The organism is Rhizobium jaguaris (genome assembly GCF_003627755.1).
Classification (GTDB): Bacteria; Pseudomonadota; Alphaproteobacteria; order Rhizobiales; family Rhizobiaceae; genus Rhizobium; species Rhizobium jaguaris.
In genome coordinates, this window is record NZ_CP032694.1 from 2,625,451 (window position 1) to 2,649,945 (window position 24,495).

At 60.5% G+C, this 24,495-nt stretch carries 18 protein-coding genes and 1 pseudogene; 1 reads left to right on the top strand and 18 read right to left on the bottom strand.

Translation table 11 applies throughout. The features are described from left to right. Window positions 1-40: 40 nt before the first annotated feature. From CCGE525_RS12830 to aqpZ, 10 genes are all read right to left on the bottom strand, one after another. Complete coding sequence (locus tag CCGE525_RS12830) at window positions 41-1,234, bottom strand: IS91 family transposase (RefSeq protein ID WP_120703951.1); 1,194 nt, start codon at window positions 1,232-1,234, stop codon at window positions 41-43. Between the two features lie 10 nt (window positions 1,235-1,244). Continuing rightward, a complete protein-coding gene (locus tag CCGE525_RS12835; RefSeq protein ID WP_120703950.1) occupies window positions 1,245-2,132 on the bottom strand; it encodes a tyrosine-type recombinase/integrase in 888 nt (295 codons plus the stop codon). 205 nt (window positions 2,133-2,337) lie between these two features. After that, window positions 2,338-4,011: a DNA repair protein RecN gene (gene recN / locus CCGE525_RS12840; RefSeq protein ID WP_120704597.1), complete on the bottom strand. Its 1,674-nt coding sequence runs from the start codon at window positions 4,009-4,011 to the stop codon at window positions 2,338-2,340. A gap of 12 nt (window positions 4,012-4,023) precedes the next feature. Further along, window positions 4,024-4,893, bottom strand: a complete 870-nt coding sequence (locus tag CCGE525_RS12845; protein WP_205587391.1) for an outer membrane protein assembly factor BamD — start codon at window positions 4,891-4,893, stop codon at window positions 4,024-4,026. A gap of 275 nt (window positions 4,894-5,168) precedes the next feature. Next, window positions 5,169-6,125, bottom strand: a complete 957-nt coding sequence (lpxC, locus tag CCGE525_RS12850; protein WP_120704599.1) for a UDP-3-O-acyl-N-acetylglucosamine deacetylase — start codon at window positions 6,123-6,125, stop codon at window positions 5,169-5,171. A gap of 330 nt (window positions 6,126-6,455) precedes the next feature. Then, window positions 6,456-8,213 (bottom strand): cell division protein FtsZ, encoded by a 1,758-nt coding sequence (ftsZ, locus tag CCGE525_RS12855; RefSeq protein WP_120704600.1) that lies wholly within the window; start codon window positions 8,211-8,213, stop codon window positions 6,456-6,458. Window positions 8,214-8,323: 110 nt separating this feature from the next. Then, window positions 8,324-9,655 (bottom strand): cell division protein FtsA, encoded by a 1,332-nt coding sequence (gene ftsA, locus CCGE525_RS12860; RefSeq protein ID WP_120704601.1) that lies wholly within the window; start codon window positions 9,653-9,655, stop codon window positions 8,324-8,326. Then, window positions 9,652-10,584: a cell division protein FtsQ/DivIB gene (locus CCGE525_RS12865; RefSeq protein WP_120704602.1), complete on the bottom strand. Its 933-nt coding sequence runs from the start codon at window positions 10,582-10,584 to the stop codon at window positions 9,652-9,654. Before CCGE525_RS12865 ends, ftsA begins: the two co-directional genes overlap by 4 nt. Next, window positions 10,572-11,498: a D-alanine--D-alanine ligase gene (locus CCGE525_RS12870; RefSeq protein ID WP_120704603.1), complete on the bottom strand. Its 927-nt coding sequence runs from the start codon at window positions 11,496-11,498 to the stop codon at window positions 10,572-10,574. The genes CCGE525_RS12865 and CCGE525_RS12870 overlap by 13 nt, the downstream gene beginning before the upstream one ends. 297 nt (window positions 11,499-11,795) lie before the next feature. Further along, the gene (gene aqpZ, locus CCGE525_RS12875) at window positions 11,796-12,482 is read right to left on the bottom strand and encodes an aquaporin Z (protein ID WP_120704604.1); all 687 of its coding nucleotides are present in this window, start codon (window positions 12,480-12,482) and stop codon (window positions 11,796-11,798) included. A gap of 257 nt (window positions 12,483-12,739) precedes the next feature. Here aqpZ and CCGE525_RS12880 point away from each other — a divergent pair, with 257 nt between their 5' ends. Next, window positions 12,740-14,065, top strand: a complete 1,326-nt coding sequence (locus CCGE525_RS12880) for an MFS transporter (RefSeq protein ID WP_120704605.1) — start codon at window positions 12,740-12,742, stop codon at window positions 14,063-14,065. Window positions 14,066-14,172: 107 nt separating this feature from the next. Here the strand turns inward: CCGE525_RS12880 and murB are convergent, their stop codons facing one another. From murB to CCGE525_RS12920, 8 genes and pseudogenes are all read right to left on the bottom strand, one after another. Beyond that, entirely contained in the window at window positions 14,173-15,147 is a 975-nt protein-coding gene (gene murB, locus CCGE525_RS12885; protein ID WP_120704606.1) for a UDP-N-acetylmuramate dehydrogenase, read from the bottom strand. Then, window positions 15,144-16,559, bottom strand: coding sequence for a UDP-N-acetylmuramate--L-alanine ligase (gene murC / locus CCGE525_RS12890; protein WP_120704607.1), 1,416 nt, complete (start codon window positions 16,557-16,559; stop codon window positions 15,144-15,146). Before murC ends, murB begins: the two co-directional genes overlap by 4 nt. Then, window positions 16,556-17,679: pseudogene (gene murG, locus CCGE525_RS12895) on the bottom strand (undecaprenyldiphospho-muramoylpentapeptide beta-N-acetylglucosaminyltransferase). Before murG ends, murC begins: the two are co-directional and overlap by 4 nt. Window positions 17,680-17,857: 178 nt before the next feature. Continuing rightward, on the bottom strand, window positions 17,858-19,012 hold the full coding sequence (gene ftsW / locus CCGE525_RS12900; protein WP_120704608.1) for a putative lipid II flippase FtsW: 1,155 nt from the start codon (window positions 19,010-19,012) through the stop codon (window positions 17,858-17,860). Window position 19,013: 1 nt separating this feature from the next. Further along, window positions 19,014-20,426, bottom strand: coding sequence for a UDP-N-acetylmuramoyl-L-alanine--D-glutamate ligase (gene murD, locus CCGE525_RS12905; RefSeq protein WP_120704609.1), 1,413 nt, complete (start codon window positions 20,424-20,426; stop codon window positions 19,014-19,016). 7 nt (window positions 20,427-20,433) lie between these two features. After that, the gene (gene mraY / locus CCGE525_RS12910; protein ID WP_120704610.1) at window positions 20,434-21,555 is read right to left on the bottom strand and encodes a phospho-N-acetylmuramoyl-pentapeptide-transferase; all 1,122 of its coding nucleotides are present in this window, start codon (window positions 21,553-21,555) and stop codon (window positions 20,434-20,436) included. A gap of 11 nt (window positions 21,556-21,566) precedes the next feature. Continuing rightward, window positions 21,567-23,027, bottom strand: a complete 1,461-nt coding sequence (locus CCGE525_RS12915; RefSeq protein ID WP_120704611.1) for a UDP-N-acetylmuramoylalanyl-D-glutamyl-2,6-diaminopimelate--D-alanyl-D-alanine ligase — start codon at window positions 23,025-23,027, stop codon at window positions 21,567-21,569. Continuing rightward, complete coding sequence (locus tag CCGE525_RS12920; RefSeq protein ID WP_120704612.1) at window positions 23,024-24,487, bottom strand: UDP-N-acetylmuramoyl-L-alanyl-D-glutamate--2,6-diaminopimelate ligase; 1,464 nt, start codon at window positions 24,485-24,487, stop codon at window positions 23,024-23,026. Before CCGE525_RS12920 ends, CCGE525_RS12915 begins: the two co-directional genes overlap by 4 nt. Between the last annotated feature and the right edge of the window lie 8 nt (window positions 24,488-24,495).

Here is a 24,495-nt window from a genome sequence, read left to right on the forward strand (position 1 = left end):
CAGATCCGGGCCGGCCTTGGCTGATGTGACAGGCGTTTCGTCATGCGGCGTCCTTTCGGGGTGGCGCACGGGATTTGGGTCGCTGGCCACGGCGGAATATCTCGACGATGCGCATCGGGCCGCCGCAATCTGGGCATGGCTGCCTCAGGGTGAGCGGGATGCTCTCGGCGCTTGGCGTGTCGTCCTGTGATGGCGCTTCCGTCCCGAGCAGTTTCCTTATCTTTGCGACATTGGCCTTGCGGCCTGCTCCGGCCAGCAGGCCGTAGTGGCGGATGCGGTGGAATCCGTCGGGCAGCACGTGGATTAGGAAGCGGCGGATGAACTCGTCGGTGGCCAGCCGCATGACCTTGTGACGGTCACCGGTCTTGATGCGGTAGTCCTTCCAGCGGAAGGTGACCGCCTCGGCATTCGCGCTGATCAGGCGGCTGTTCGAGATCGCCACGCGGTGCGTGTAGCGGCTGAGATAGGCCAGCACGGCCTCGGGGCCGCCGAATGGGGGCTTGGTGTAGACGACCCAGTCGGATTTGCGGAAGGGGGCAAGCCAGGCAGCGAAGGCATCCGCCTCTGCAAGCCGGGCTAGATCGCCGAAGAAGCAGAGCACCCCGGATTGACTGAGTGCCATCAGTCCTTCGAGAAACAGCCGCCGAAACAGACGAGACAGAACCTTTATGGGCAGAAGGAACCCCGGGCGACAGCCAATCCAGCGCGTGCCATCCGGCGACAGTCCACCGCCGGGCACGACGATGTGCACATGCGGGTGATGGGTCAGCGCCGACCCCCAGGTGTGCAGCACGCTGGTCATGCCGATGTTTGCGCCAAGGTGCCGGGGATCGGCGGCGATGGTGGTCAACGTCTCCGCCGATGCCCGGAATAGAAGATCATAGACCGTCTTCTTATTCCAATAGGCGATCTGCGCGATCTCGGCGGGGATGGTGAAGACAACATGGAAATACTCGACCGGCAGCAGGTCTTCGGCACGGGCGGCCATCCAGTCCCGCGCCGCGGGTCCCTGGCACTTCGGGCAGTGCCGATTCTTGCAGGAATTGTAGGCGATGTGATGGTGGCCGCATTTGGCACAGGCTGCCACATGCCCGCCGAGCGCCTCGGTTCGGCAGGCCTCGATCGCCGCCATGACCTTGAGCTGGGTCAGGCTAACATGCCCGGCATTGGCCCGCCGCCACGCCGGGCCATAGGCACGGAAGATGTCGGCGATCTCCAGTTTTGGCCGGATCACCGGACGGGCGCTACTCCAGTTCGCGTCGGAGCGTTTGGTCCTGCAGCTTCTTCAGGGTCTCGAACGGGCTGATCGTGTCGCGGATCGTCTTCGTGGCGACATGCATATAACGGGCGGTGGTCGTCAGCTTGGCGTGTCCCAGAAGGACCTGGATCACCCGCACATCCGTGTTCGCTTCCAGCAGGTGGGTGGCAAAACTGTGCCGCAGGGTGTGCAGCGTCGCTGGCTTGGCGATCCCGGCCAGTTTTTTGGCGGCGGTGAAGGCGCGGTTGAGCTGCCGCGGCGAGATCGGGTTGATCTTCGGTTTGCCAGGAAAAAGCCAGCCCTGCGGCCGTGACTCGCGCCAATAGTCGCGCAAGAGTTCCAGCAGCAGGGGCGACAGCATCACCTTGCGGTCCTTCTGTCCCTTGCCCTGTTCGACATGGATCAGCATCCGATCGCTGTCGATGTCGCTGATCTTGAGGTTGCAGACTTCGGAGGCCCGCAGTCCGGCGCCATAGGAGATGCTGAGCGCCGCTCGATACTTCAGGCCCGGCCCCTGGGCCGCCACAAGCAGGTCGGAAACCTCCTCAACGCTCAAGACAACGGGCAACTTCTGCGGTTGCCGACGGAACTGCATATGCCGCTTCATCTCTTCGCGGTCGCAGGTGATGCCGAAAAAGAACCTCAGCGCGACGATGCGGGCGTTGAAGGTCGGCGGCGTGACGCCCGCATTGGTCATGTGCAATTGGTAGGCGCGCAGGTCGTCGGGTGTCGCGGTATCCGGAGATCGCTTCAGAAACCCGGCGAAATCCTTGATCGCCCGAATATGGGCTTGCCGGACTTTGTCGCCCATCCCGCGGATGCGCATGTCTTCGATCATCCGTTCGCGCAGCGGGGTCGTCTTCTCCTCCGTCATGGGAACCTCCTGTCTGGTGATTGAGAAGACCCCAATCCTCAGCCAGGACGGCAAACCCACAAAATGCACGGCGTTCAGATCGTTGCTGCACCGTCACCACGGGCGCCAATGCCGCGCGAGCGGCTTCGTCCTTGGGCCGAAAATGGCCATCCCGGGCATCTGCTAGATAAGACCGGAAAATCCAGCGACGGGACACGCGTAGTGATCAGCCGTTGCCAGCCAGCAAGCGCTTGGCGGCCGCCCTCGCCTCTTCGGTCACCGAAGCGCCTGCGAGCATGCGGGCGATTTCCTCCGTGCGGTCTTTCGGCTCCATTGTAGCGACTCGTGTGGAGATCTTCTCCGAGCCATCCGCAACTGGTCCCTTGGAGATCAGGAGATGTGTCGCAGCACGTGCTGCAACCTGTGGCGCATGGGTGACGGAAAGCACCTGCACACGATCGGAGAGACGCTTTAGCCGCTGGCCGATCGCATCCGCGACTGCACCGCCAACGCCGGTGTCGATTTCGTCGAACACGAGGGTCGGTGCCGAACCACGGTCGGCGAGTGCCACTTTCAAAGCCAGCAGGAAACGCGACAGTTCGCCGCCGGAAGCGACCTTGGTAATCGGACCGGGCCTTGTGCCCGGATTGGTCTGAACATGGAATTCGACGATATCGATGCCATCGGCGGTTCCGCCATCGGGATCGCTGGTGATCTCCACCATGAAACGCGCCCGTTCGAGCTTCAGTGCCGGCAATTCCGCCATCACGGCGTCAGCGAGCGCTTTACCCGCATGACGTCGCTTTTCCGAGAGGCTGCGCGCGGCCGCGTCGTATTCCGCCTTGGCGGCGGCAAGCTCTGCATCCAGACGAGCCAACCTTTCTTCGCCGGCGTCAAGATCTGCAAGATCCGAAATCATGCGCGCGGCCAATGCTGGCAGTTCCGTTACCGGTACGGAATATTTTCGCGAGGCACCCCTGAGCGCAAACAGACGCTCCTCGACCCGCTCCAACTCCCTCGGATCGTATTCGGTCTTGCGCAGCGCCGCCTCCACTTCCATCTGCGCATTGGAGAGCTGGTCCAGCGCCGCGTCGAGCAGGGCCACGGTATCTTCCAGCAAGCCTGGCGCCTCGTGGCTCTTGCGCTCCAATCGGCGAACCAGGGAGGCGATGTGCGGCACAGGTGAGGCATTGCCGTTCAGGAACTCCGAGGCCTCCGAGATGTCGCCGGCAATGCGCTCCGCCTTCATCATCCGCGAACGACGTTCAGCCAGGTCGTCCTCCTCTCCATCCTGCGGCGACAGCTTCTCCAGTTCCTCGACTGACGCCCGGAGATAATCAGCTTCGCGCGCGGCTTTCTCCACCTGCTCACGCTGCTTCTTCAGCGTCCGCTCGGTGTCACGCCAGATCTTGTAAAACCGTCCAACAGATTGGGTTTCCTCGGCGATGCCGGCGAAGGCATCGAGCAGCATGCGATGCGCATCGGTATCGACCAGGGCACGGTCGTCATGCTGTCCGTGAATTTCGACAAGAAGCTGCCCCGCCTGGCGCATCAGTTGAACGCTGAGCGGCTGGTCGTTGACAAACGCCTTGGTGCGACCATCGGCGGATTGCGTGCGACGGAAGATGAGGTCGCCATCGTCATCGATGCCATTTTCGCGCAGAAGCTTGCGGGCGGCATGCTGCATGCCGACATCGAAGACTGCCGTCACCTGGCCGCGATCCTCGCCATGACGCACGAGATCGCCATCGCCGCGCCCGCCAAGGGCTAGCGAAAGACTGTCAAGCAGGATGGATTTGCCTGCGCCCGTCTCGCCGGTTAGTACCGAAAGCCCGGTTTCAAAGGCAAGATCCAGCCGCTCGATCAGAACGATATCGCGGATCGAAAGCTGGACCAGCATGTGCGCTCAATCTCACGTCCCAAGAAGAAGTTTCTTGCCCGCTCTCGAAATCCAGGAGCCCTCGTTTTCATTCGGCGAAAGGCCACCGGTCTTCAGAAGCTTGTACGAATCGGCGTACCAGCGGCTGTCCGGATAGTTGTGGCCGAGAACGGCGGCTGCCGTCTGCGCTTCCTGAACGATACCCATGGCGTAGTAGGCTTCGACCAAGCGTGCCAACGCCTCTTCGATCTGATTCGTCGTCGGATATTGCTCGACAACAATACGGAAGCGGGCGATGGCTGCAAGATAATCCTTGCGCTCAAGATAGTAGCGGCCGATCTGCATTTCCTTGCCGGCGAGCTGGTCGCGGGCAAAGCGAATTTTGGCCTGCGCGTCGCTGACATATTGCGAGTTCGGGTAGTTGCTGACGACCTTGGACATGGCTTCGATCGTCTGCTGCGCGGCGCGCTGATCCTGCGTCACGTCAACGATCTGCTTGGCGTAGGACGAACCGACGAGATACTGCACGTAATCGGCATCTTCGGAGCCGGGATACTGCTTGAGATAGCTATTGCCCGTCTGGACGGCATCATCGTAGGCGCCGGTACGGTATTTGACGAAAGTGCTCATCACCAGCGCCTTGCGCGCCCATTCGGAGAAGGGCTGCTGCTGGTTGATGGCGTCAAACTTTTTTCCGGCCTCCGTCATATTGCCAGCTTTGATATTGGCAAGGCCCTGATTATAGAGCAGTTCCGGCGGATCGGTCTCGACACCGAGCTTGGTGATGTCGATATCCCTCTTCGTATCACAACCCGTCACCACCGCACCAGTACCGGCCAGGAGAAGCGATACGAGCAAAGCCCGTGCTGTAATCTTCATGCTTTCAGACCCTGCAAAACCCATCGGATGACTGTCCCACTAGCCGTTGTTGCGGAAACGGCGTTTTCTCGCTGGCGTTTCTAGCCGCAAAAGCACCATCAGGGCAACGCAATGATGATGCATTAACGCATTTTTGTGGCAAAGATTGAACGATGGCAGGCTTTAACCGCTGTATTGACAAGAGATTTCGTTTCCGGCCTGCTCTGCCGCGGCTTTAAAGCACCATTGGCGAATCTCTTCTCAAAAAAAGAGCCGCCCCCTTTCGGGAGCGGCGACTCTGCCACCTGGGTTTCTGGAGGTCACGCAGACCAGGGGGCGAATTCGGGAGCATTGACGGCGACGAATTCGCGGCTATGCGCACGCTGACGCGGTGCGGAAGTCTCCACGACATCATAAGCCGAGGGATCGCTCAGCAGTGCCTTCAACGCATTGGCGTTCATGCGGTGACCGCCGCGATAGGAGCGGTAGCAGCCGATGAACTGGGCGCCGGCCAACGCCAGATCGCCAACGGCATCCAGCGTCTTGTGGCGAACGAATTCGTCTTTGGCGTAACGCAAGCCCTCGATATTGATCACCGTATTGTCGTCGGAGATGACGACGGAATTTTCCAGCGAAGAGCCGAGTGCATGCCCCGAAGCCCAGAGACGTTCGACATCACGCATGAAGCCGAAGGTACGAGCGCGCGACAGCTCGGCCTTGAAGGTCTTGGCAGTCAGATCGCCTTCCCACTTCTGCCGGCCGATCAGCGGGCATTCGAAGTCGATCTCGACCTCGAAGCGCGTGCCGTCATAGGGGCGGAACTCGCACCAGGAACCGCCAGCTTCGATTCGAACAGGCTTGGTGACGCGGATATAACGGCGCTTGACGCCGAGCGAAACGATACCGACCTGCTCGATCGCTTCGATGAAAGGATAGGCGCTGCCGTCCATGATCGGCATTTCTGCACCGGAGACTTCGACGATGACATTGTCCAAACCGATCGCGTAGATCGCCGCCATGACATGTTCGACCGTCGCGACGGAACGCGCCGGCGAGAAGCCGAGAACCGTACAGAGATCGGTATTGCCCACTTGCGAGGAAACCGCGCGCAGCTCTGTCACGTCGCCATTGTCATGCATGCGCTGGAAGATCACACCCGTGCCGGCCTCAGCCGGATAGAGCGTAATCGACACGTTGGCGCCGGAGTGAACGCCGATACCCGAAAGTGCTACAGGGTTTGCAATGGTGGTTTGAAAACCCAGCAATCCGATTGCCATATAAATTCTGCCTTCGTCTTTCTGTCCCAGACCGGGCGGTCATCTTCGGACCCTTGCCCTTTTTGCTGGTTCAGTCTGTTACCTACCCCGCGAATTCACATGCAACAGTTGTTGAACGTGATTCCACAGGCTCGCTTGCTACTTACATACGCGCGAGAACATCGCATTCCAAATCACTGTTTCTTTCGCTTTGTTACGAAAGCAGATAATTGAATTTGCTGGGTAATTTTAGAATTAAAGACAGGCCGAAAATAAAGAAATCCGGGGCTCGTGAGCCCCGGATTCAATAAACATGGTTAGTATCCTATTAATAGGATGACCTATACGGGATCAGTTCGACTGACGGCGCAGGAAAGCCGGAATTTCGAGCTGGTCGTCTTCCTGGGTCGCCATGCGCGCCTGCGGAACCTGACGGCCCTGCTCATCGAGCTGGCCGCGACGCGGTGCGTAGAGGCTGGCTTCCGGCGACAGCGGACGGCGCTGCTGCGAAGCGGCACTCGGAGCCGAAGCCGTCATGTCGTTGAAAGCCGGATCCTCGTCGCGGCGACCGAGCGAATTGGTGATTCGCTTCAGCAAGCCCATCGGACCACGCTCTTCCGAAGCCTGGGCGGCAACCGGCTGAGCACGATGTTCCATCTCGGCCTTAACGACCGGCGGGAAATCCTCGACCTTCGGCATGCGGACCTGCTCGGGAGCCTGACGGATGATCGGCTCCTGACGGATCGGCTGCTGCATCTGCGCGGGAGCCGGCTGATGCTGCATCACAGGCTGTTGATGCATGACCGGTGCCGGCTGATGCTGAAGCGGAGCCTGACGCATCGGCTGTGCTTCCGGTGCAGCTGCAAAGATGCGGCTCTGCGGACGGAAGGTCTCTTCCTGAGCGAGCGGCGGCTGCTGCATTGCCGGCTGCGGTTGGCGGGTCATCTGGATTTCCAGCTCGCGTTCCATATCGGCTTCCGCCATACGGATGGTCTGCGCGATCGGATCGACAGCGGCCTTCGGTGCCTGCGCGACGTGGGCAGGCTGAGCTGCGGCCGCTGCCGGAGCAACGGCCGCGGAGGGACGGACAGCCGGCTTTGCAACCGGACGGAATTCCATGGCCTTGTCGGCCGCTTCGTTCATCGCGCGGTCGATACCGGTTGCGACGACGGAAACGCGGATGATGCCTTCCAGCGATTCGTCGAAGGTGGCGCCAAGGATGATATTGGCGTCCGGATCGACTTCTTCACGAATGCGGGTCGCAGCTTCGTCGACTTCGAACAGGGTGAGGTCGCGGCCGCCGGTGATCGAGATCAGCAGGCCCTGTGCACCCTTCATCGAGGTTTCGTCGAGCAGCGGGTTGGCGATGGCGGCCTCGGCAGCCTGCATTGCACGGCCCTGGCCGGAAGCCTCGCCGGTACCCATCATGGCGCGGCCCATTTCGCGCATGACCGAACGGACGTCGGCGAAGTCGAGGTTGATGAGACCTTCCTTCACCATCAGGTCGGTGATGCAGGCAACGCCCGAATAGAGAACCTGGTCAGCCATCGAAAACGCGTCAGCGAAGGTCGTCTTGTCGTTGGCGATACGGAACAGGTTCTGGTTCGGAATGACGATCAGCGTGTCGACCGACTTCTGCAGTTCCTGGATGCCCATTTCGGCAAGCCGCATGCGGCGACCGCCCTCGAAGTGGAACGGCTTGGTGACAACGCCAACGGTCAGGATGCCCTTGTTGCGAGCGGCCTGTGCGACGACCGGCGCAGCACCCGTGCCCGTGCCGCCGCCCATGCCGGCGGTGACGAAGCACATATGCGTGCCATTCAGGTGATCAATGATCTCGTCGATGCACTCTTCAGCAGCCGCACGGCCGACTTCCGGCTGCGAGCCAGCGCCGAGGCCTTCGGTGACATTGACGCCGAGCTGGATGATCCGCTCTGCCTTCGTCATCGTCAAAGCCTGTGCGTCCGTATTGGCGACGACGAAATCGACGCCTTGCAAGCCTGCCGTGATCATGTTGTTGACGGCATTGCCGCCACCACCACCGACACCGAACACGGTGATCCGCGGCTTCAGCTCGGTGATATCTGGCTTATGCAGCTTGATAGTCATGGTACCCGTTCCTTCTCTTTATGGCCGCATCGCCACGCCGGCCAATTCACTAAATTTCACTTGCCTGACCCCTGCCCGGAAAGCGCTTGTCGCGATCCGGGATCAGGCACTCAGAAACTCTCCTTCAGCCATTGGCCAACGCGACCGATGCGGCTGTTGTTACCCCCAAACGACGAGAGCAGACCGCTGCCCGCCGCATGTGTCTCCATGTCCGCAACCTGCGGATAGATCATCAGTCCGACCGCCGTCGAAAAAGCAGGCCCCTTGGCTGCAGTCGGCAAGCCGGACACGCCCATGGGGCGGCCGATGCGAACGTTGCGGGCAAGGATGCGCCGCGCCACGTCCGGCAAGCCGGTCAACTGGCTGGCGCCGCCCGTCAGAACGACGCGCTTGCCTACGATCGGGCTGAAACCCGAGCGCTGGATGCGGTCGCGAATCAGCTCCAGCGTTTCCTCGATGCGTGCCTTGACGATGCGCGACACAAGCGCCCTCGGCACCTGAGTCGGCTGGTCGCGTTCATCCTCGCCGATCGGCGGGATGGAAATCAGTTCGCGCTCTTCCGAGGAATTGGCGAGCGCGGAGGCATGGACCACCTTCAGCCGCTCCGCATCCTCGATGCGGGTCGAAAGACCGCGAGCCAAGTCTGTGGTCACGTGATGACCGCCGAGACTGACAGCGTCCGTATGCACAAGCTTGCCTTCGGCAAAGACCGAGATCGTCGTCGTACCGCCGCCCATATCGATCGCGGCGCAGCCGAGCTCGACTTCGTCGTCGACGAGAGCGGCAAGACCGCTGGCATAAGGCGTCGCAACCATACCCTCGACAGAGAGGTGCGCGCGATTGATGCAGAGCTCGAGATTGCGAAGGGCTGCGCGCTCTGCGGTGACCACATGCATGTCGACGCCCAGCGAGTCGCCGAACATGGCGAGCGGATCGCGAATGCCGCGCTCGCCGTCAAGCGAGTAGCCCGTAGCGAGCGAATGCAGCACGGCACGATCCTGGCGCAGCGACTGCTGGCAAGCGGCGGCAAGCACCTTCTTCAGATCGTTGGCTTCAACTTCCTGACCGCCCAGATCGATCGTGGCCGTATAGATGTCGCTGCCGAGGCGACCCGCGGAAACATTGACGATAAGGCTGTCGACGGTAAGGCCAGCCATGCGCTCGGCGGCATCGACCGAAAGACGGACGACATTTTCCAATGCGTCGAGGTCGGCGATTACACCGGTCTTGATGCCGCGCGAACGCTGATGGCCAATGCCGATGATCTCGATATTATGCGTGCGGTTCGGCAGAACCTGGCTTTCCTCGCGCGGCGTCAGCCGGCCGATCATGCAGACGACCTTCGTCGAACCGATGTCGAGGACCGATACGATGTGCGACCGCTTGGATGACAGCGGCTTCAGGCGCGGCAGACCGAAATGGGACGAACTGAACAAGCTCATGTATCCTGCCCTGCTTTCTTCAAAGCCTTGGTTCTTGCATCCAACGCCGCCTGGCGGCGAAGCGCTGCATCCTGCGTCAATTCAATAGCGGTACGGTCAGCAAGGCGAAGGTCGACGGCTGCAATATCGCGCTGCAGCAGGTTCTCATCCTTGTCGAGCTTGGTAAGCCGTGCGAGCGCGCCATCAATGTTGTCTTCCGGCAATTTCACGATTACGCCATTGTCGAGATAGAGATCCCAACGGCGGCCGGCGACACGCACGAACGCCTTTACATGGCTGCGAACATCCGGCCAGCTGGCAAACTCGTCATCGATCGATGCCGCAGCAGTTTCGGCATCGCGACCGACGAAAAGCGGCAGCTTGGCGAATTTATTGTCGCGCAGCGGCGCAATCACGCTGCCGTCCTTCTGGATCAGCGACAGTTCGGAGCCGTGCTGCCAGATGGCATAAGCCTTGCGCTCCGTGAGCTTCACCTCGACCGTCTTCGGATAGACCTTGCGGACCTCGACGTTCTGCACCCACGGCAGGCTCGCGATCTTCTGGCGAGCTGCATCGGCATCGAGCGCGACCAGAGAAGTCGTGCCGTCGAGACCGAGAAGCTGCAGGATTTCGATTTCCGAGGTCTGGTCATTACCCGAGACCTTCACGTCCTCGATGGCAAAGCCAGCAGCCGACGTCGTCGCCTGTGCAACGTCCTGCGTATGGCCACCGATCGACATGCCATAAAAGCCAGTCGCAGCCAGGAGAGCGAGAGCGGAGACCGTGCCCGTGTGGGCCGGAATGTTGACGCGGCCGGAACCGAGGCTCACAAGGAAACGCACGACGCGACGCATCGGCCGCGGCAACACGAAGGTGTCCTCGACATCGTCGATCGCGAGCGGGACACGGTGGCGGGACCGCCTCATATTTTTGACCGTCAGCGCAAACAAGACGCGTCCTCCACCATCCACCGGAGAAATTCACCAAAAGAGTAGCCGGCGTGAGCGGCCATTTCGGGCACCAGCGAGGTAGGCGTCATGCCGGGCTGGGTGTTGATTTCCAACCAGATAAGCTCGCCCTCTTCGGAAAAGCGATCGTCATAACGGAAGTCAGACCGACTGACGCCACGGCAGCCGATAGCTTGATGCGCCCTTAACGCTAATGTTTGTATCTTTTGGTAAAGATTCGGTGAAATTTTAGCAGGGATGACGTGTTTTGACCCACCCTCTGCATATTTGGAGTCGTAGTCGTAGAAGCTATGCCCCTGCGGTACGATCTCGGTCACGCCGAGCGCGGTATCGCCCATAACGCCGCACGTCAGTTCCCGGCCATAGATATAACGCTCGACCAGCACTTCGTCGCCATAGCGCCACTCGCAGGAGGTAATGATCTGCGGCAGATGCGCTTGATCTTCCTTGACGATCACGACACCGAAGCTCGACCCTTCCCGCACTGGCTTGACGACATAAGGCGGCTTCATCGGATGCTCGCCAGTAATGGCGAAACGGTTCATCACACGCGAATCGGCCACAGGAATGCCGGCGCCATCAGCCACCTTCTTGGCACGCGACTTGTCCATCGCGAGCGCAGACGCAAGCACGCCGGAATGAGTGTAAGGAATCCGCAGATATTCAAGGATGCCCTGGATGGTACCGTCTTCGCCGAAAGGACCATGCAGAGCGTTGAAAACGACATCAGGCTTCAGATCGGCAAGGCGCGCGGACACGTCGCGCTCCACATCGACACGCGTGACTTGGAAACCCTCGGCATCGAGAGCATCGGCGCATGCTTTTCCCGAGGACAGGCTGACGGGCCTCTCCGAGGAAAATCCGCCCAAAAGGACAGCCACATGCTTGCCACCCATCAATACCCCCAATTCACACCTTCGATCGACGTCTGCTTGATCGCTAAGCTGCGATTCTCGCTACGTCTTTTGCTGCTCCATTAGAACTACATTAAGGTTAATGAAGCGTTTACTTTCGTTAACTTCCGACCGCTTTCGCCGACATCGGTTTCTTCGAATCAAATCAACTTGAAGAATTCTGCCATTAGAATCAGAGAGTTGCTACTTTTGAATATCAATCTTTAGAAATTTTTAAACAAATAGGCCCGCGCCGGGGTGTTCGGCGCGGGCCTTCATAGGGCTTATCGTGACCCTGAATCAGTCGCGATCGCCGAGCAGTTTCCAGATGATACCGCCGAGTGCACCACCGACAATCGGAGCCACCCAGAACAGCCATAGCTGCTGCAGCGCCCAGCCTCCGACGAACAATGCCTGGCCGGTCGAACGAGCCGGATTGACCGATGTATTGGTGATCGGGATCGAGATCAGGTGGATCAGCGTCAGTGCGAGGCCGATGGCGATCGGCGCAAACCCAGCCGGCACCCTGCTGCTGGTCGAACCGAGAATCACGATCAGGAAGAACAGCGTCAGTACGATTTCGGCAACCAGCGCCGAAACCAGCGAATAACCGCCCGGCGAATGCTCGCCGTAGCCGTTGGCGGCAAAACCGCCAAGCTGAAAATCAGCCTTGCCGCTGGCGATCAGGTACAGCACGGCCGCTGCGACGATCGCGCCGACGACCTGGGCGATGACGTAGGGAATGAGCTGCGAACTTGGCAAGCGACCCGCAACCGTCAGACCGACTGAAACCGCCGGATTGAAATGGCCGCCCGACACACCGCCGACTGCAAAAGCCATGGTGAGTACAGTCAACCCAAACGCGAAAGCAACACCTAGAAAACCGATACCGAGACTCGGGAAAGCCGCCGCAAAGATCGCACTTCCGCAGCCACCGAACACAAGCCAGAACGTTCCAAGAAACTCTGCAATAAGTTTTTTCTGCATAAAACCTGTCTCCTCAGCCCTCAATCAGAGCGAAAGTTAGCCATTTATGAAAAAAGATCCGGTCAGCACCCGCCGGACAAACGCCGATAAAAACAGCAGACGTTCGCACAATTGCTCTCGAATCAACGAATACGATTAAAGATTAGCACGCATTCAATCGTTTCTTGCTTTTTAAACGTTTGCGCTGAACAAAAATTGCGTTAAGGACACATGCTACCCGCTAAGGTAACCTTAGCACCTTCTAATTTGGTGGGACCATGACTGACGCGATATCTCCTCTATCGCCGACCCCCTCGTCATCGAACAGCGTTGTTGCGAATTCCCCGGCACGCGTTCTGATCGCGAGCCTTATCGGTACAACGATCGAATTTTTCGACTTTTACGTTTATGCGACAGCGGCGGTTATCGTCTTCCCCAAGCTGTTCTTCCCGGCAAGTGACCCGACTTCGGCAACATTGCAATCCTTTGCAACCTTCTCCATCGCCTTCTTCGCCCGGCCCATTGGCGCGATGATCTTCGGCCATTTCGGCGACAAGGTCGGCCGCAAGGCGACGCTGGTAGCCGCCCTGATGACCATGGGTTTTTCGACCGTCGTGATCGGCCTTCTTCCGGGCTACGAATCGATCGGCATTCTCGCACCGCTGCTGCTGGCGCTCTGCCGTCTTGGCCAGGGTCTTGGTCTCGGCGGCGAATGGGGTGGCGCAGTGCTGCTCGCCACGGAAAACGCACCCGAAGGCAAACGGAGCTGGTACGCCATGTTCCCGCAGCTCGGCGCGCCGATCGGCTTCATCCTGTCGGCTGGTCTCTTCCTGATCCTGCGTGAAAGCATGCCGGATGCCGACTTTCTGAATTATGGCTGGCGCATTCCGTTCCTCATCAGCCTGGCGCTGGTTGCGATCGGTCTTTATGTGCGTCTGAAGATTACCGAAACCCCCGAATTCCGCCGCGCCATCGAAAAAGAGGAGCGCGTTTCGGTTCCGATCGCGGTCATCTTCCGTTCGCATCTGCGCAGTCTCATCCTCGGAACGATCATCGCCGTTGCGACCTTCGTGTTGTTCTACCTGATGACAGCGTTCACGCTGAGCTGGGGTACCAGGCCGCTTTCAGCCGTCCCCCCCGGCCTCGGCTTTTCGCAGGGCCAGTTCCTGGTCGTCCAACTCGTCGGCGTCGTCTTCTTCGGTCTGACAATCCCGCTCTCGGGCCTGCTGTCGGATCGTTATTCGCGCCGGCTGGTTCTAATTCTGACGACGATCGGCATCCTGATCTTCGGCCTGTTCTATTCGACGCTGCTGACCGCGGGCCTTGCCGGCGCGTTTGCTTGCTCGATCATCGGTCTTGCCTTGATGGGCTTCACTTATGGTCCGATCGGCGCGGCCCTTGCCGCCCCCTTCCCGACCGCCGTGCGCTATACCGGCGCCTCGATGACCTTCAACCTCGGCGGCATCGTCGGCGCCTCGCTGGCGCCCTATATCGCCACCTGGCTCGCATCCAACTACGGCCTCGTATACGTTGGCTACTATCTGGCGCTGGCCGCCCTTCTCTCGCTGATCGGAATCCTGCTCTCGAGCAACGACGAAGTTTGAGAGAAGCTCGAGGACTCCACCATAACCAATTGAAAAGGCCGGGTGAAAACCCGGCCTTTTTGTTCTTTTTGTTGAATCATCGCATGAAGGGAAGCGCGGCGGAAAGCTTATTCCGTCGTCACCCCCTGAAACGGCCGGACCTCGCGGCCGGGCATGAAGCAACCCAGACGCTTGATTTCCCATTCCAGCTTGATGCCGGATTTCTCGAAGACTTCGCGCCGAACCTGTTCGCCGAGATATTCGAGATCGTAGCCGGTCGCCTGCCCCATATTGATCATGAAATTGCAGTGCAGCGACGACATCTGCGCCCCGCCGATGACGAGGCCGCGGCAACCGGCTTCGTCAATCAGCTTCCAGGCGGAATGTCCTTCGGGATTCTTGAAAGTCGAGCCGCCGGTCTTTTCGCGAATCGGCTGCACAGTCTCGCGATGCGCACGCACGGCATCCATCTCGGCCCGGATCTTGGCTCGATCCTCGGGATACCCCTCGAAAAGAACATGGGTAAAGATCAGATCGTCCGATGCCGTCGAATGACGATAGGTGTAGCCCATCTCTGCATTGGTCAGCACATGCTTTTTGCCCTTGCGATCGACCGCATGCACCTCGACAAGGCGATCGCGCGTCTCGCTGCCATTGGCGCCGGCATTCATGCGCGCAGCGCCGCCTATGCCGCCGGGAATGCCGTAAAAGAAGTGGAAGCCGCCGATGCTGTTATCCATGGCCATGGCGGCGACGTGCTTATCCGGGCAAATGGCGCCGGCCACGATGCGGTTCTCGCCGGCGAGCTCCACCGAACCGAAGCCCTTGGCCGACAGGCGCAGCACAACGCCCGGAATGCCGCCGTCACGCACCAGAATGTTCGAACCGACACCGACCACCGTCAACGGCACTTCGGCCGGCAGGATCTTCAGGAACGCGATCAGATCGTCTGTGTCATGCGGCTGGAACATCAGCTCCGCCAACCCGCCGGCGCGAAACCACGTGACGCGATCCATCGGCGCATCCGGCGTCAACCGGCCGCGAATATCTTTTATGCTGTCGCCGAGCGACGCAAGAAGCTTTTCCCCATCTACCTGTTTCATGCGGATTTACCCGAGAGGCCTTCCAATTCCTTTGGCAATGAAGCTGCCCAATAAGTGATGCTACCAGCCCCCAAGAGAACCACAAAATCACCCGGGCGCGCAATCTCCGCGACCATGGGGGCAAGATCCTCCTGAGACGGCAGATAACGCGCGTCGCGATGGCCGCCTGCCTTGATGCGCGACACCAGCGCCTGCGAATCCGCACCCTCGATCGGGTCCTCGCCGGCTGCATAGACCGGTGCCAGGAAAATGCTGTCGGCATCGTTGAAGCAGGCGGCGAACTCCTCGAACAGGCTCGACAGGCGCGTGTAACGATGCGGTTGGTGAACGGCGATGATGCGGCCTTTGCAAGCCTCACGCGCCGCCTTCAGCACAGCCTTGATCTCGACCGGATGATGACCATAATCATCGAAGACCTTAACCCCGTTCCATTCGCCGGTCAGCGTGAAGCGACGTTTGACGCCGCCAAAAGAGGCGAGCCCCTTCGCGATAGCCTCGTTGGAAATGCCAAGTCGATTGGCGACAGCGATCGCCGCGGTCGCATTGGAAATATTGTGCCGGCCGGGCATCGGCATGACGAGATCCTTGATCTGGATCACCTTGCCCGTTCGGCGCCTGCGTATTTCGATATCGAAGAGCGAGCGCGTTCCGTCGATGCGCACATTCTTGAAGCGCACATCGGCCTGCGGATTTTCTCCATAGGTGATGACCTTGCGATCCTCGATACGGCTGACCAGCGCCTGCACTTCCGGATGGTCGAGACACAGGACGCCGAAACCGTAGAATGGCACATTCTCGACGAACTGCCGGAAAGCGGCGCGCACAGCGTCAAAATTGCCGTAGTGATCCAGATGCTCCGGGTCGATATTGGTGACGACTGCGACGTCGGCGGGCAGCTTCAGGAAGGTTCCGTCCGACTCGTCGGCCTCGACCACCATCCACTCCCCCTCGCCCATGCGGGCGTTCGTGCCATAGGCATTGATGATGCCGCCGTTGATGACAGTCGGGTCGAGCCCGCCGGCTTCGAGCAGCGTCGCGACCAGCGAGGTCGTCGTCGTCTTGCCATGTGTGCCGCCGATGGCGATGGCGTTGCGGAAGCGCATCAGCTCGGCCAGCATCTCGGCACGACGCACCACCGGCAGCAGCTTTTCGCGCGCGGCAACGAGTTCCGGATTGTTCTTCTTGATGGCCGTGGAAACGACCACGACTTCGGCGTCGCCGAGATTCTCCGCCTTGTGACCGATATGGACCGGGATACCCTTGTCGCGCAGCCGCTGCACGTTTGCGCTCTCCGACTGGTCGGACCCCTGCACGCGATGGCCAAGATTATGCAGCACCTCGGCGATGCCGCTCATCCCGATACCGCCGATCCCGATAAAATGCACAAGGCCGATAGCCTTCGGCAGCTTCATGCGCCCGCCCCCTTGAATTCCTGAATTGAACGTTTTGCGGCAACAGCCTCTACCATATCGGCCAGCAAGCTCGCCGCATCCGGTTTGCCCGCCTGCTTGGCGGCCGCCGCCATCTTCGCGAGCTTCTCCGGCATCGTCATCGCCCCACGAAGAATCGTCGAAAGCTTCTCCGGCGTAAGGTCGGCTTGCGCAATGACCTTTACGCCACCCGTCGCCGCAAGGGCGGCGGCATTGGCCGCCTGATCGTGATCCAGGGCGTAGGGATAGGGCACGAGGATCGCCGGGCGGCCGATGACAGCGAGTTCAGACACGGTCGAAGCGCCGGACCGGCAGAGAACGAGATGTGCAGCGCCGATACGCTCCGCCATGTCGGTGAAGAACGGCGCGACATCGGCGTCCATCTCCAGCCTCCTGGCGCAGCTATTGACCGTCTCCATATCCTCGGGGCGCACCTGCTGCGTGATCCGCAAGCGCTTGCGCAGCGGCTCTTCCAGCAAACTGATGGCCGTCGGCATCGCCTTGGAGAAATATTGCGCGCCCTGGCTGCCGCCGAAGACGACCAGGTTGAAAGGATCGTCCGCGCCGGACGGCACATAGGGCCGCTTGGCCGCTTCGATAACGGCCGGACGCACGGGATTTCCGGTCGTCACGGTCTTCTCCGGAAACGCGCCACCTTCTCCGGCAGGAAGCCGCCGGCGATCGCCTCGACGCGCCCGGCAAGCGCTTTGTTTGCGCGGCCCATGACGGCGTTCTGCTCATGAATCATGGTCGGCACGCCCATGCGGGTGGCGGCAAGCAGTGGCGGTATGGTCGGGTAGCCGCCGAAGCCGACGACGCAGAGCGGCTTTATATTGCGGATCAGCTTGCGTGCTGCGCGCATGCCCGACCACAGCGTCCAGAGCGACCTGGCGACCTTCATGGGATTTTTCGAGCCGATCGTTGCCGACGGCACCACATGGATCTCATCGGCCGGGAACTTGCCGGCATAGCGTTCAGCGCGGCTGTCGGTGACCAGGTGCACGGAATAACCGCGCTCCCTCAGCTTGTAGGCCAGTGCCTCGGCAGGAAATACATGGCCGCCGGTTCCGCCGGCGGCAAGCAGGACAATACCTTTACTCATGATCTTCGCTCCCGCGAATACCCCTCTACACAGGGCATCCCCCTAATATAGGAAGCCGCCATCCCCGCGTCACCGACGTGCGTCAGGCTTCCTTCATAGACCTCCATCCCCGCGAAAGCGAACAAAGAATACGCGTAATCCGGGAGACTGGGGCAAAGTGTAGACGAGTCCAATACGATCACTCCGCCGGCAATCCATGCGTCACGCGAAAGAGCGTGCGATCCTGCGCTCTCTTTTCCGGCCGATGGCGCGTCAGGGCGAGAATGAAGCCTGCCGTCACGCAGATGGCGGTCATCGACGAGCCACCATAGGAGATCAGCGGCAAGGTCATACCCTTGGCCGGCAGCAACTGCAGGTTCACGCCGACATTGATGATCGACTGAATGCCGATCTGCAGCACCAGGCCGGCGACGGCAAAGCGGTTGAAATCGTTCTTTTCCCTATAGGCATGAGACAGACCGCGCAGCACTAGGAAGGCGAAGATTAAGACGAGCACCATGCAAAAGACGACACCGAACTCCTCGGCAGCCACCGAGAAGATAAAGTCGGTGTGGGCGTCCGGAATGATGCGCTTGACGATGCCTTCACCCGGACCGACGCCGAACCAGTTGCCGTGAATGATCGCTTCCTTAGCGGTATCGACCTGAAACGTATCGCCCTCGCCGGTCATGAACTTGTCGACGCGAAGCGCCACGTGGGGAAAGACATAATAGGCCGCTACGAAGCCGCCGGCGCCGAGTCCGCCGAGCACTCCAATCCATAGCCAGGGCATGCCCGCCATGAAGAACATGCCGCCCCAGACGGCCGTGGTGAGAATCGTCTGCCCAAGGTCCGGCTGTGCAACAAGGAGTGCCGCAACAATGCCGAAGAGGATGATGGCAAAGAGATTGCCCGGAATTTCCGGTTGACGCGCATGCTCGGCGAACAGCCAGGCGCAGACGACGACGAAGGCGGGCTTCATGAATTCCGACGGCTGGATGGAGAGCGCCGCGATATTGACCCAGCGCCGCGACCCTTTGACCTCGACACCGAAGAACAACGCAAAAAGCATCATCGCCAGCGAAACGATCAGCAGGATGACCGCGGTGCGCCGCACCTGCCGGGGCGACATGAAGGAGATGCCGATCATCGTCGCGATCGCCGGAACGAGGAACAGGGCGTGGCGCTTCACGAAATGGAAGGGCTCGAGCCCGATGCGCTCGGCGACTGCGGGCGACGCTGCGAAAGAGAGCATGAAGCCGATACCGATCAGCAGGATGAATAGTGCCAGGAACACACGGTCGATGGTCCAGAACCAATCGGCCAAGGCCCCACGCTCAACGCGGCTTACCATATCAATTGCCTCCAGTTGCTGAACCGACCAGCATGGTGACACCTTCGATCGCAGCCACGTGGCTGACGAAGGCATCACCCCTGACCTCGAAATTCTTGTACTGATCGAAGCTTGCGCAAGCCGGTGACAACATCACTGCCGCCGCCTCATGTTCGTCCCGGTCCGCATCAGCTGCAGCATGGGCGACCGCGCGCTCCAGCGTGCCCGATATCTCGTAGGGCACTTGTTCGCCGAGCGTCGCCGCAAAGGCGGGAGCCGCCTCGCCGATCAGATAGGCCTTGGCGATGCGCGAAAAGAGCGGCGCCAGCGTCGTGATACCGCCTTCTTTCGGCAAACCACCGGCGATCCAGTAGATGTTGTCGTAGCTCGATAGCGCCGGTGCAGCGGCGTCCGCATTGGTTGCCTTCGAATCATTGACGAAAACGACGCGGCCGCGCCGGCCGACCGGCTGCATGCGATGCTTGAGACCGGGGAAGGATTTGAGCCCCGCACGAATCTGATCCGCTGATATACCAACCGCAAGGCAAGCGGCGATTGCAGCCGCTGCGTTCTGCGCATTGTGCCCGCCGCGCAGCGTCTGGATGCCGTCGAGATCGGCGATCTCCGAGGTCGCGCCGGTCGATGCCTGGATGATGCGGCTACCCTCGGCATAAAGCCCGTCAGCCAGCACATTCCGCCGAGAGATGCGCGTCACCTTGACATCAGCCCGCTCGACACGGTCGGCGATCAGCGAAGAATAGCTGTCGTCGACGCCGATGACGGCAACGCCGCTACCGGCCACCAGCCGTTCCTTGATATCGGCATAGTGTTGTATCGTACCGTGACGGTCGAGATGATCGGGCGTCAGGTTGAGCAGAATGCCGGCGGAAGGATTGAGTGTCGGGGCGAGATCGATCTGATAGGAGGAGCATTCCACGACGTAGTAACGCTCGGCCTTCGGCGGCTCCAGCGTCAGTATGGCCGTTCCGATATTGCCGCCAAGCTGCGTGTCGCGGCCGCTCGATTGCAGGATATGGGCGATCAGCGCCGTCGTGGTCGATTTGCCGTTGGTGCCGGTGATGGCGATGAAAGGGCAATCCGGCGCATGTGCTCTCCGCTCGCGGACGAAGAGCTCCACATCGCCAATGACCTCGACGCCAGCCGCGCGAGCGAGGTCGACGGTCCAGTGCGGCCTCGGATGCGTCAGCGGCACACCGGGCGACAGCACGAAGACAGACAGCCCGTTCCAATCGATGGTTCTGAGATCGGCGACAGGGATGCCCTCTGCGCCAGCCTTCGCCACGCTGTCGGGATTGTCGTCCCAGGCGATCACCTCGGCACCACCGGCGACAAGCGCCCGCGCGGTGGCAAAGCCCGAGCCGCCGAGGCCGAAGAGTGCGACCTTTTTCCCCTTGAGCGTGGTGACAGGGATCATCGCCGCCTCACCGGAGCTTCAGGGTGGAGAGGCCAATCATCGCCAGGATGACCGCAACGATCCAGAAGCGCACGACCACCTGGCTTTCCGTCCAGCCCTTCTTCTCGAAGTGATGATGGATTGGCGCCATCAGGAAAACGCGGCGGCCAGTCATCTTGAAGAAGCCGACCTGGATGATGACCGAAAGCGCCTCCAGCACGAAAAGGCCACCAATAATTGCCATGACGATCTCATGCTTGGTGGCAACCGCCACCGAACCGATCATGCCGCCCAGCGCCAGAGAACCGGTATCCCCCATGAAAATGGCCGCCGGCGGCGCGTTGAACCAGAGGAAACCGAGGCCGGCGCCGATAACTGCGCCGAGCACCACCGCCAATTCGCCGGTACCAGGCACGAAGTTGATCGCCAGATAGTCGGCAAAGACATAGTTGCCGGCGAGATAGGCGATAATACCGAACGAGGCGGCGGCAATCATGACCGGCACGATGGCAAGTCCGTCGAGACCGTCCGTCAGGTTCACGGCGTTGCCCGCAGCAACGATGACGAAAGCACCAAACAGCACGAAGAACATGCCGAGATTGAGCATGAAATTCTTGAAGAACGGGAATGCTATCGATGAGCCGAAGGTCGAACCGGCGGCGCCGGAGGACAGCGCCGTGGTCATCATGAAGTAGACGGCGATGGCGGCAATAACGAACTCGATGCCGAGGCGGGCACGGCCGGAAAAGCCCTTGTCGCTCTGCTTCGTGACCTTGAGATAGTCGTCATAGAAGCCGATGGCGCCGAAGCCTAGTGTAACCAGCAGCGTTGCGACCACATAGACGTTGGCAAGATCGGCCCACAGCATTGACGACACGACGATGCCGGCCAAAATCATCAGCCCGCCCATGGTCGGCGTGCCGGCCTTCTTGAAATGAGTCTGCGGACCGTCGGCGCGAATCGGCTGTCCCTTGCCCTGGCGCACACGCAGGGAGGAGATGATTCGCGGCCCGAAGAGGAAGACGATCAACGCCGAAGTGAACAAAGCGCCGCCGGTGCGGAACGTGATATATCTGAACAGATTGAGAAATCTGAAATGAGTACTGAAAAAATGAATGTGGTCCGACAGTTCGGCAAGCCAGATCAGCATAAGAGCCCTTTCTAAAGCCCCTGATGGGAGTGGGGCTCCGTGTCGGGGAATGCTGGAAACTTGTCAAGCAAAGCTGCCACGATCTTCCCGAATCCTATCCCCAGCGACGATTTCACCATCAAAACATCGCCTGGGGCGATCGAGTTGAGCACGAATTCCGCGAGCTCCTCCGTAGTCTCACGATATTCGACATGGACACTTTCCGGCAGCGCATCCCTCAACGCCGCCGTCTCCGGACCTGCCAGCCAGACATGCTCGATACCGGCCGCCAGCAGCGGACCGGCGAGGTTGGCATGCACTCGTTGGGCATAATCCCCCATTTCCAACATGTCGCCGAGAATGGCGACCCGCCTGCCCGCTCTGCTGCCGACATTGGCGTCCGGCAACGATGTCGCCAGCAGCGCGATAGCCGCGCGCATGGAGGCGGGGTTGGCGTTGTAACTTTCATCGATCAGCGTGAAATAGCCGTTGCCGATCGCCCGTTTGTGGCGCTGCCCCCTGCCCTTTTCCGCCCGCAGGTCCGCCAAGGCATCCACGGCCTTGTCGAGATCAGCTTCCACGAGCATGACCGCGCCGAGCACGGCAAGCGCGTTTTCGGCAATATGACGACCCGGCGCGCCGAGCGCTACTTCCATCGTCTCGCCGCCGATCGTCAGCCACAGCGTCGAATTCTCTTCCGACGCGTTGAACTCCGCCAGCCGCACGTCGGCCTTGGCGTGCTGGCCGAAACTGTGCACATGCTCGACACCGGCAGCCAGCGCGGCACGCTCCAGGAAATCGAACTGGTCGTTGTCGCGGTTGAGGATGACATGACCGCCCGGTACGACACCGTCGAATATCTCTGCCTTGGCGGCTGCGATCTCGGTGATGTTCTTGAAATTACCGAGATGTGCCGGCGCGATCGTTGTGATGATGGCCACTTCCGGCTGCACCATCTTGGTCAGCGGCCGGATTTCCTCCGGATGGTTCATACCAATCTCGAAGACACCGAAATCGGTATCCTGAGGCATGCGCGCCAAACTCAGCGGCACGCCCCAATGATTGTTGAAGGAGGCGACTGAGGCATGCACCTTGCCCGATGGCGACAACGTTCGGCGCAGCATCTCCTTCGTGGTGGTTTTGCCGACCGAACCGGTGACGGCGATGATCTTCGCAGCCGTGCGCTGGCGGGCGGCAACACCCAACCTGGCGAGCGCTGCCAATACGTCGTCGACAACGATCTTCGGCACGGTCAGCCGGCCCATCGCCGGCAGCCGTGCCTCGCTGATCACGATCAACGCGGCGCCGTTGGCCATCGCCAGATTGGCATAGTCATGGCCATCGACGCGATCGCCCTTGATGGCGAAGAAAGCTTCGCCTGGCTTGATCGAACGGCTGTCGATGGAAATCCCAGTCACGCCCTCAGGCAGCGCTCCGAAGGAGCGGCCCGCAATGGCGGCGATCATGTCTTCAGTTGTCCATAGCCAGCTCAAGACCTTACCTCCTCCAGTGCTTTGCGCAGTTCGGCATGGTCGGAAAAGGGCAGCGTGACGCTGCCGATCGTCTGACCTTCCTCATGCCCCTTGCCCGCGACGATTAGTGTATCGCCGGATTTCAGCATGCCGACTGCTTCGCGGATTGCCTTGGCACGGTCGCCGATCTCGGTGGCGCAGGGTGCTGCGGCCATGATCTCGGCGCGAATCGCCGCCGGCTCTTCCGAGCGCGGATTATCGTCGGTGACGACAACCACATCGGCCAGACGGCAGGCAATTTCGCCCATGATCGGCCGCTTGCCGCGATCGCGGTCGCCGCCACAACCGAAGACGACAATGACGCGGCCGGTGGTGAAGGGCCGCACCGAATTCAGCACATTTTCCAAAGCATCCGGCTTGTGCGCGTAGTCGACATAGGCGAGTGCGCCGTCATGGGTATGACCGACAAGCTCCAATCGACCGGAAGCACCGACGAGCTTTTCCAGCGCCGCCATGGCAACCGGCGCGACAACGCCGGTGGAAATGGCAAGACCAGCGGCAGCCAGCGCATTGGCGATCTGGAAATCGCCGGCAAGCGGAATGTGAACCTCGAAAATATCGTCGCCGATATGAACTTCGGCGACCTGCTTGTGACGGAAATGCTCGACGCGCTTCAACGTCAGGAAATCGCCCTTGCGACCGACAGTGCGGATGACCTGCGCGGCCTCGCGCGCGGCCGCAATTGCCTGTTCCGACCAAATATCGTCGGCAAAGATCACCGCGGGCGAGCCCTTCGGCAACAAATCGCGAAACAGCCGCATCTTGGCGGCCATATAGTCCTCGACCGTCGGATGATAATCCATATGGTCACGGCCGAGATTGGTGAAGGCAGCGGCAGCGAGCCGGACGCCGTCTAGGCGGAATTGATCAAGGCCATGACTGGAGGCCTCCATCGCCGCATGGGTAACACCTTCATCCGCAAGCTCGGCAAGCAGTTGGTGCAGGGACACCGGATCGGGCGTCGTCAGCGAGCCGTAATCATTGCGCGTCGGTGAGACGACTCCGGTCGTGCCGATCATCGCCGCCGGATGGCCCGCATGTGCCCAGATCTGACGGGTGAACGACGCGACCGAGGTTTTACCGGCCGTGCCGGTAACGGCAACCATCGTCTCGGGCTGCCTGCCATAAAAGCGCGAAGCGGCGACAGCGAGAAAACGGCGCGGCTCCGCAACGGTCAACAGAGGTACGCCGGTGGTGACAGCGCCATGGCCGGCGACAACCACAGACGCACCACGCGAAACCGCATCGGCAATGAAACTTGCGCCGTCAGCCTTCGTGCCGGCGACAGCTACGAAAGCCATGCCGGGTGCAACCTTACGGCTATCGGCGGAAAGGCCTGTTATCTCAAGATCGCCAAGTGTCCCGCCGACTTGTTCGTTGAGTTCCGGAAACGCTTTCCCGGCAATGTCCCGCAAGTTCATCGAATATA

Bases quoted from the DNA above. Each gene is read 5' to 3' on its own strand.
- CCGE525_RS12835 (WP_120703950.1), bottom strand. From the start codon at position 2,132: ATGACGGAGGAGAAGACGACCCCGCTGCGCGAACGGATGATCGAAGAC.
- recN (WP_120704597.1), bottom strand. From the start codon at position 4,011: ATGCTGGTCCAGCTTTCGATCCGCGATATCGTTCTGATCGAGCGGCTG.
- CCGE525_RS12845 (WP_205587391.1), bottom strand. From the start codon at position 4,893: ATGGGTTTTGCAGGGTCTGAAAGCATGAAGATTACAGCACGGGCTTTG.
- lpxC (WP_120704599.1), bottom strand. From the start codon at position 6,125: ATGGCAATCGGATTGCTGGGTTTTCAAACCACCATTGCAAACCCTGTA.
- ftsZ (WP_120704600.1), bottom strand. From the start codon at position 8,213: ATGACTATCAAGCTGCATAAGCCAGATATCACCGAGCTGAAGCCGCGG.
- ftsA (WP_120704601.1), bottom strand. From the start codon at position 9,655: ATGAGCTTGTTCAGTTCGTCCCATTTCGGTCTGCCGCGCCTGAAGCCG.
- CCGE525_RS12870 (WP_120704603.1), bottom strand. From the start codon at position 11,498: ATGGGTGGCAAGCATGTGGCTGTCCTTTTGGGCGGATTTTCCTCGGAG.
- aqpZ (WP_120704604.1), bottom strand. From the start codon at position 12,482: ATGCAGAAAAAACTTATTGCAGAGTTTCTTGGAACGTTCTGGCTTGTG.
- CCGE525_RS12880 (WP_120704605.1), top strand. From the start codon at position 12,740: ATGACTGACGCGATATCTCCTCTATCGCCGACCCCCTCGTCATCGAAC.
- murB (WP_120704606.1), bottom strand. From the start codon at position 15,147: ATGAAACAGGTAGATGGGGAAAAGCTTCTTGCGTCGCTCGGCGACAGC.
- murC (WP_120704607.1), bottom strand. From the start codon at position 16,559: ATGAAGCTGCCGAAGGCTATCGGCCTTGTGCATTTTATCGGGATCGGC.
- ftsW (WP_120704608.1), bottom strand. From the start codon at position 19,012: ATGGTAAGCCGCGTTGAGCGTGGGGCCTTGGCCGATTGGTTCTGGACC.
- murD (WP_120704609.1), bottom strand. From the start codon at position 20,426: ATGATCCCTGTCACCACGCTCAAGGGGAAAAAGGTCGCACTCTTCGGC.
- mraY (WP_120704610.1), bottom strand. From the start codon at position 21,555: ATGCTGATCTGGCTTGCCGAACTGTCGGACCACATTCATTTTTTCAGT.
- CCGE525_RS12920 (WP_120704612.1), bottom strand. From the start codon at position 24,487: ATGAACTTGCGGGACATTGCCGGGAAAGCGTTTCCGGAACTCAACGAA.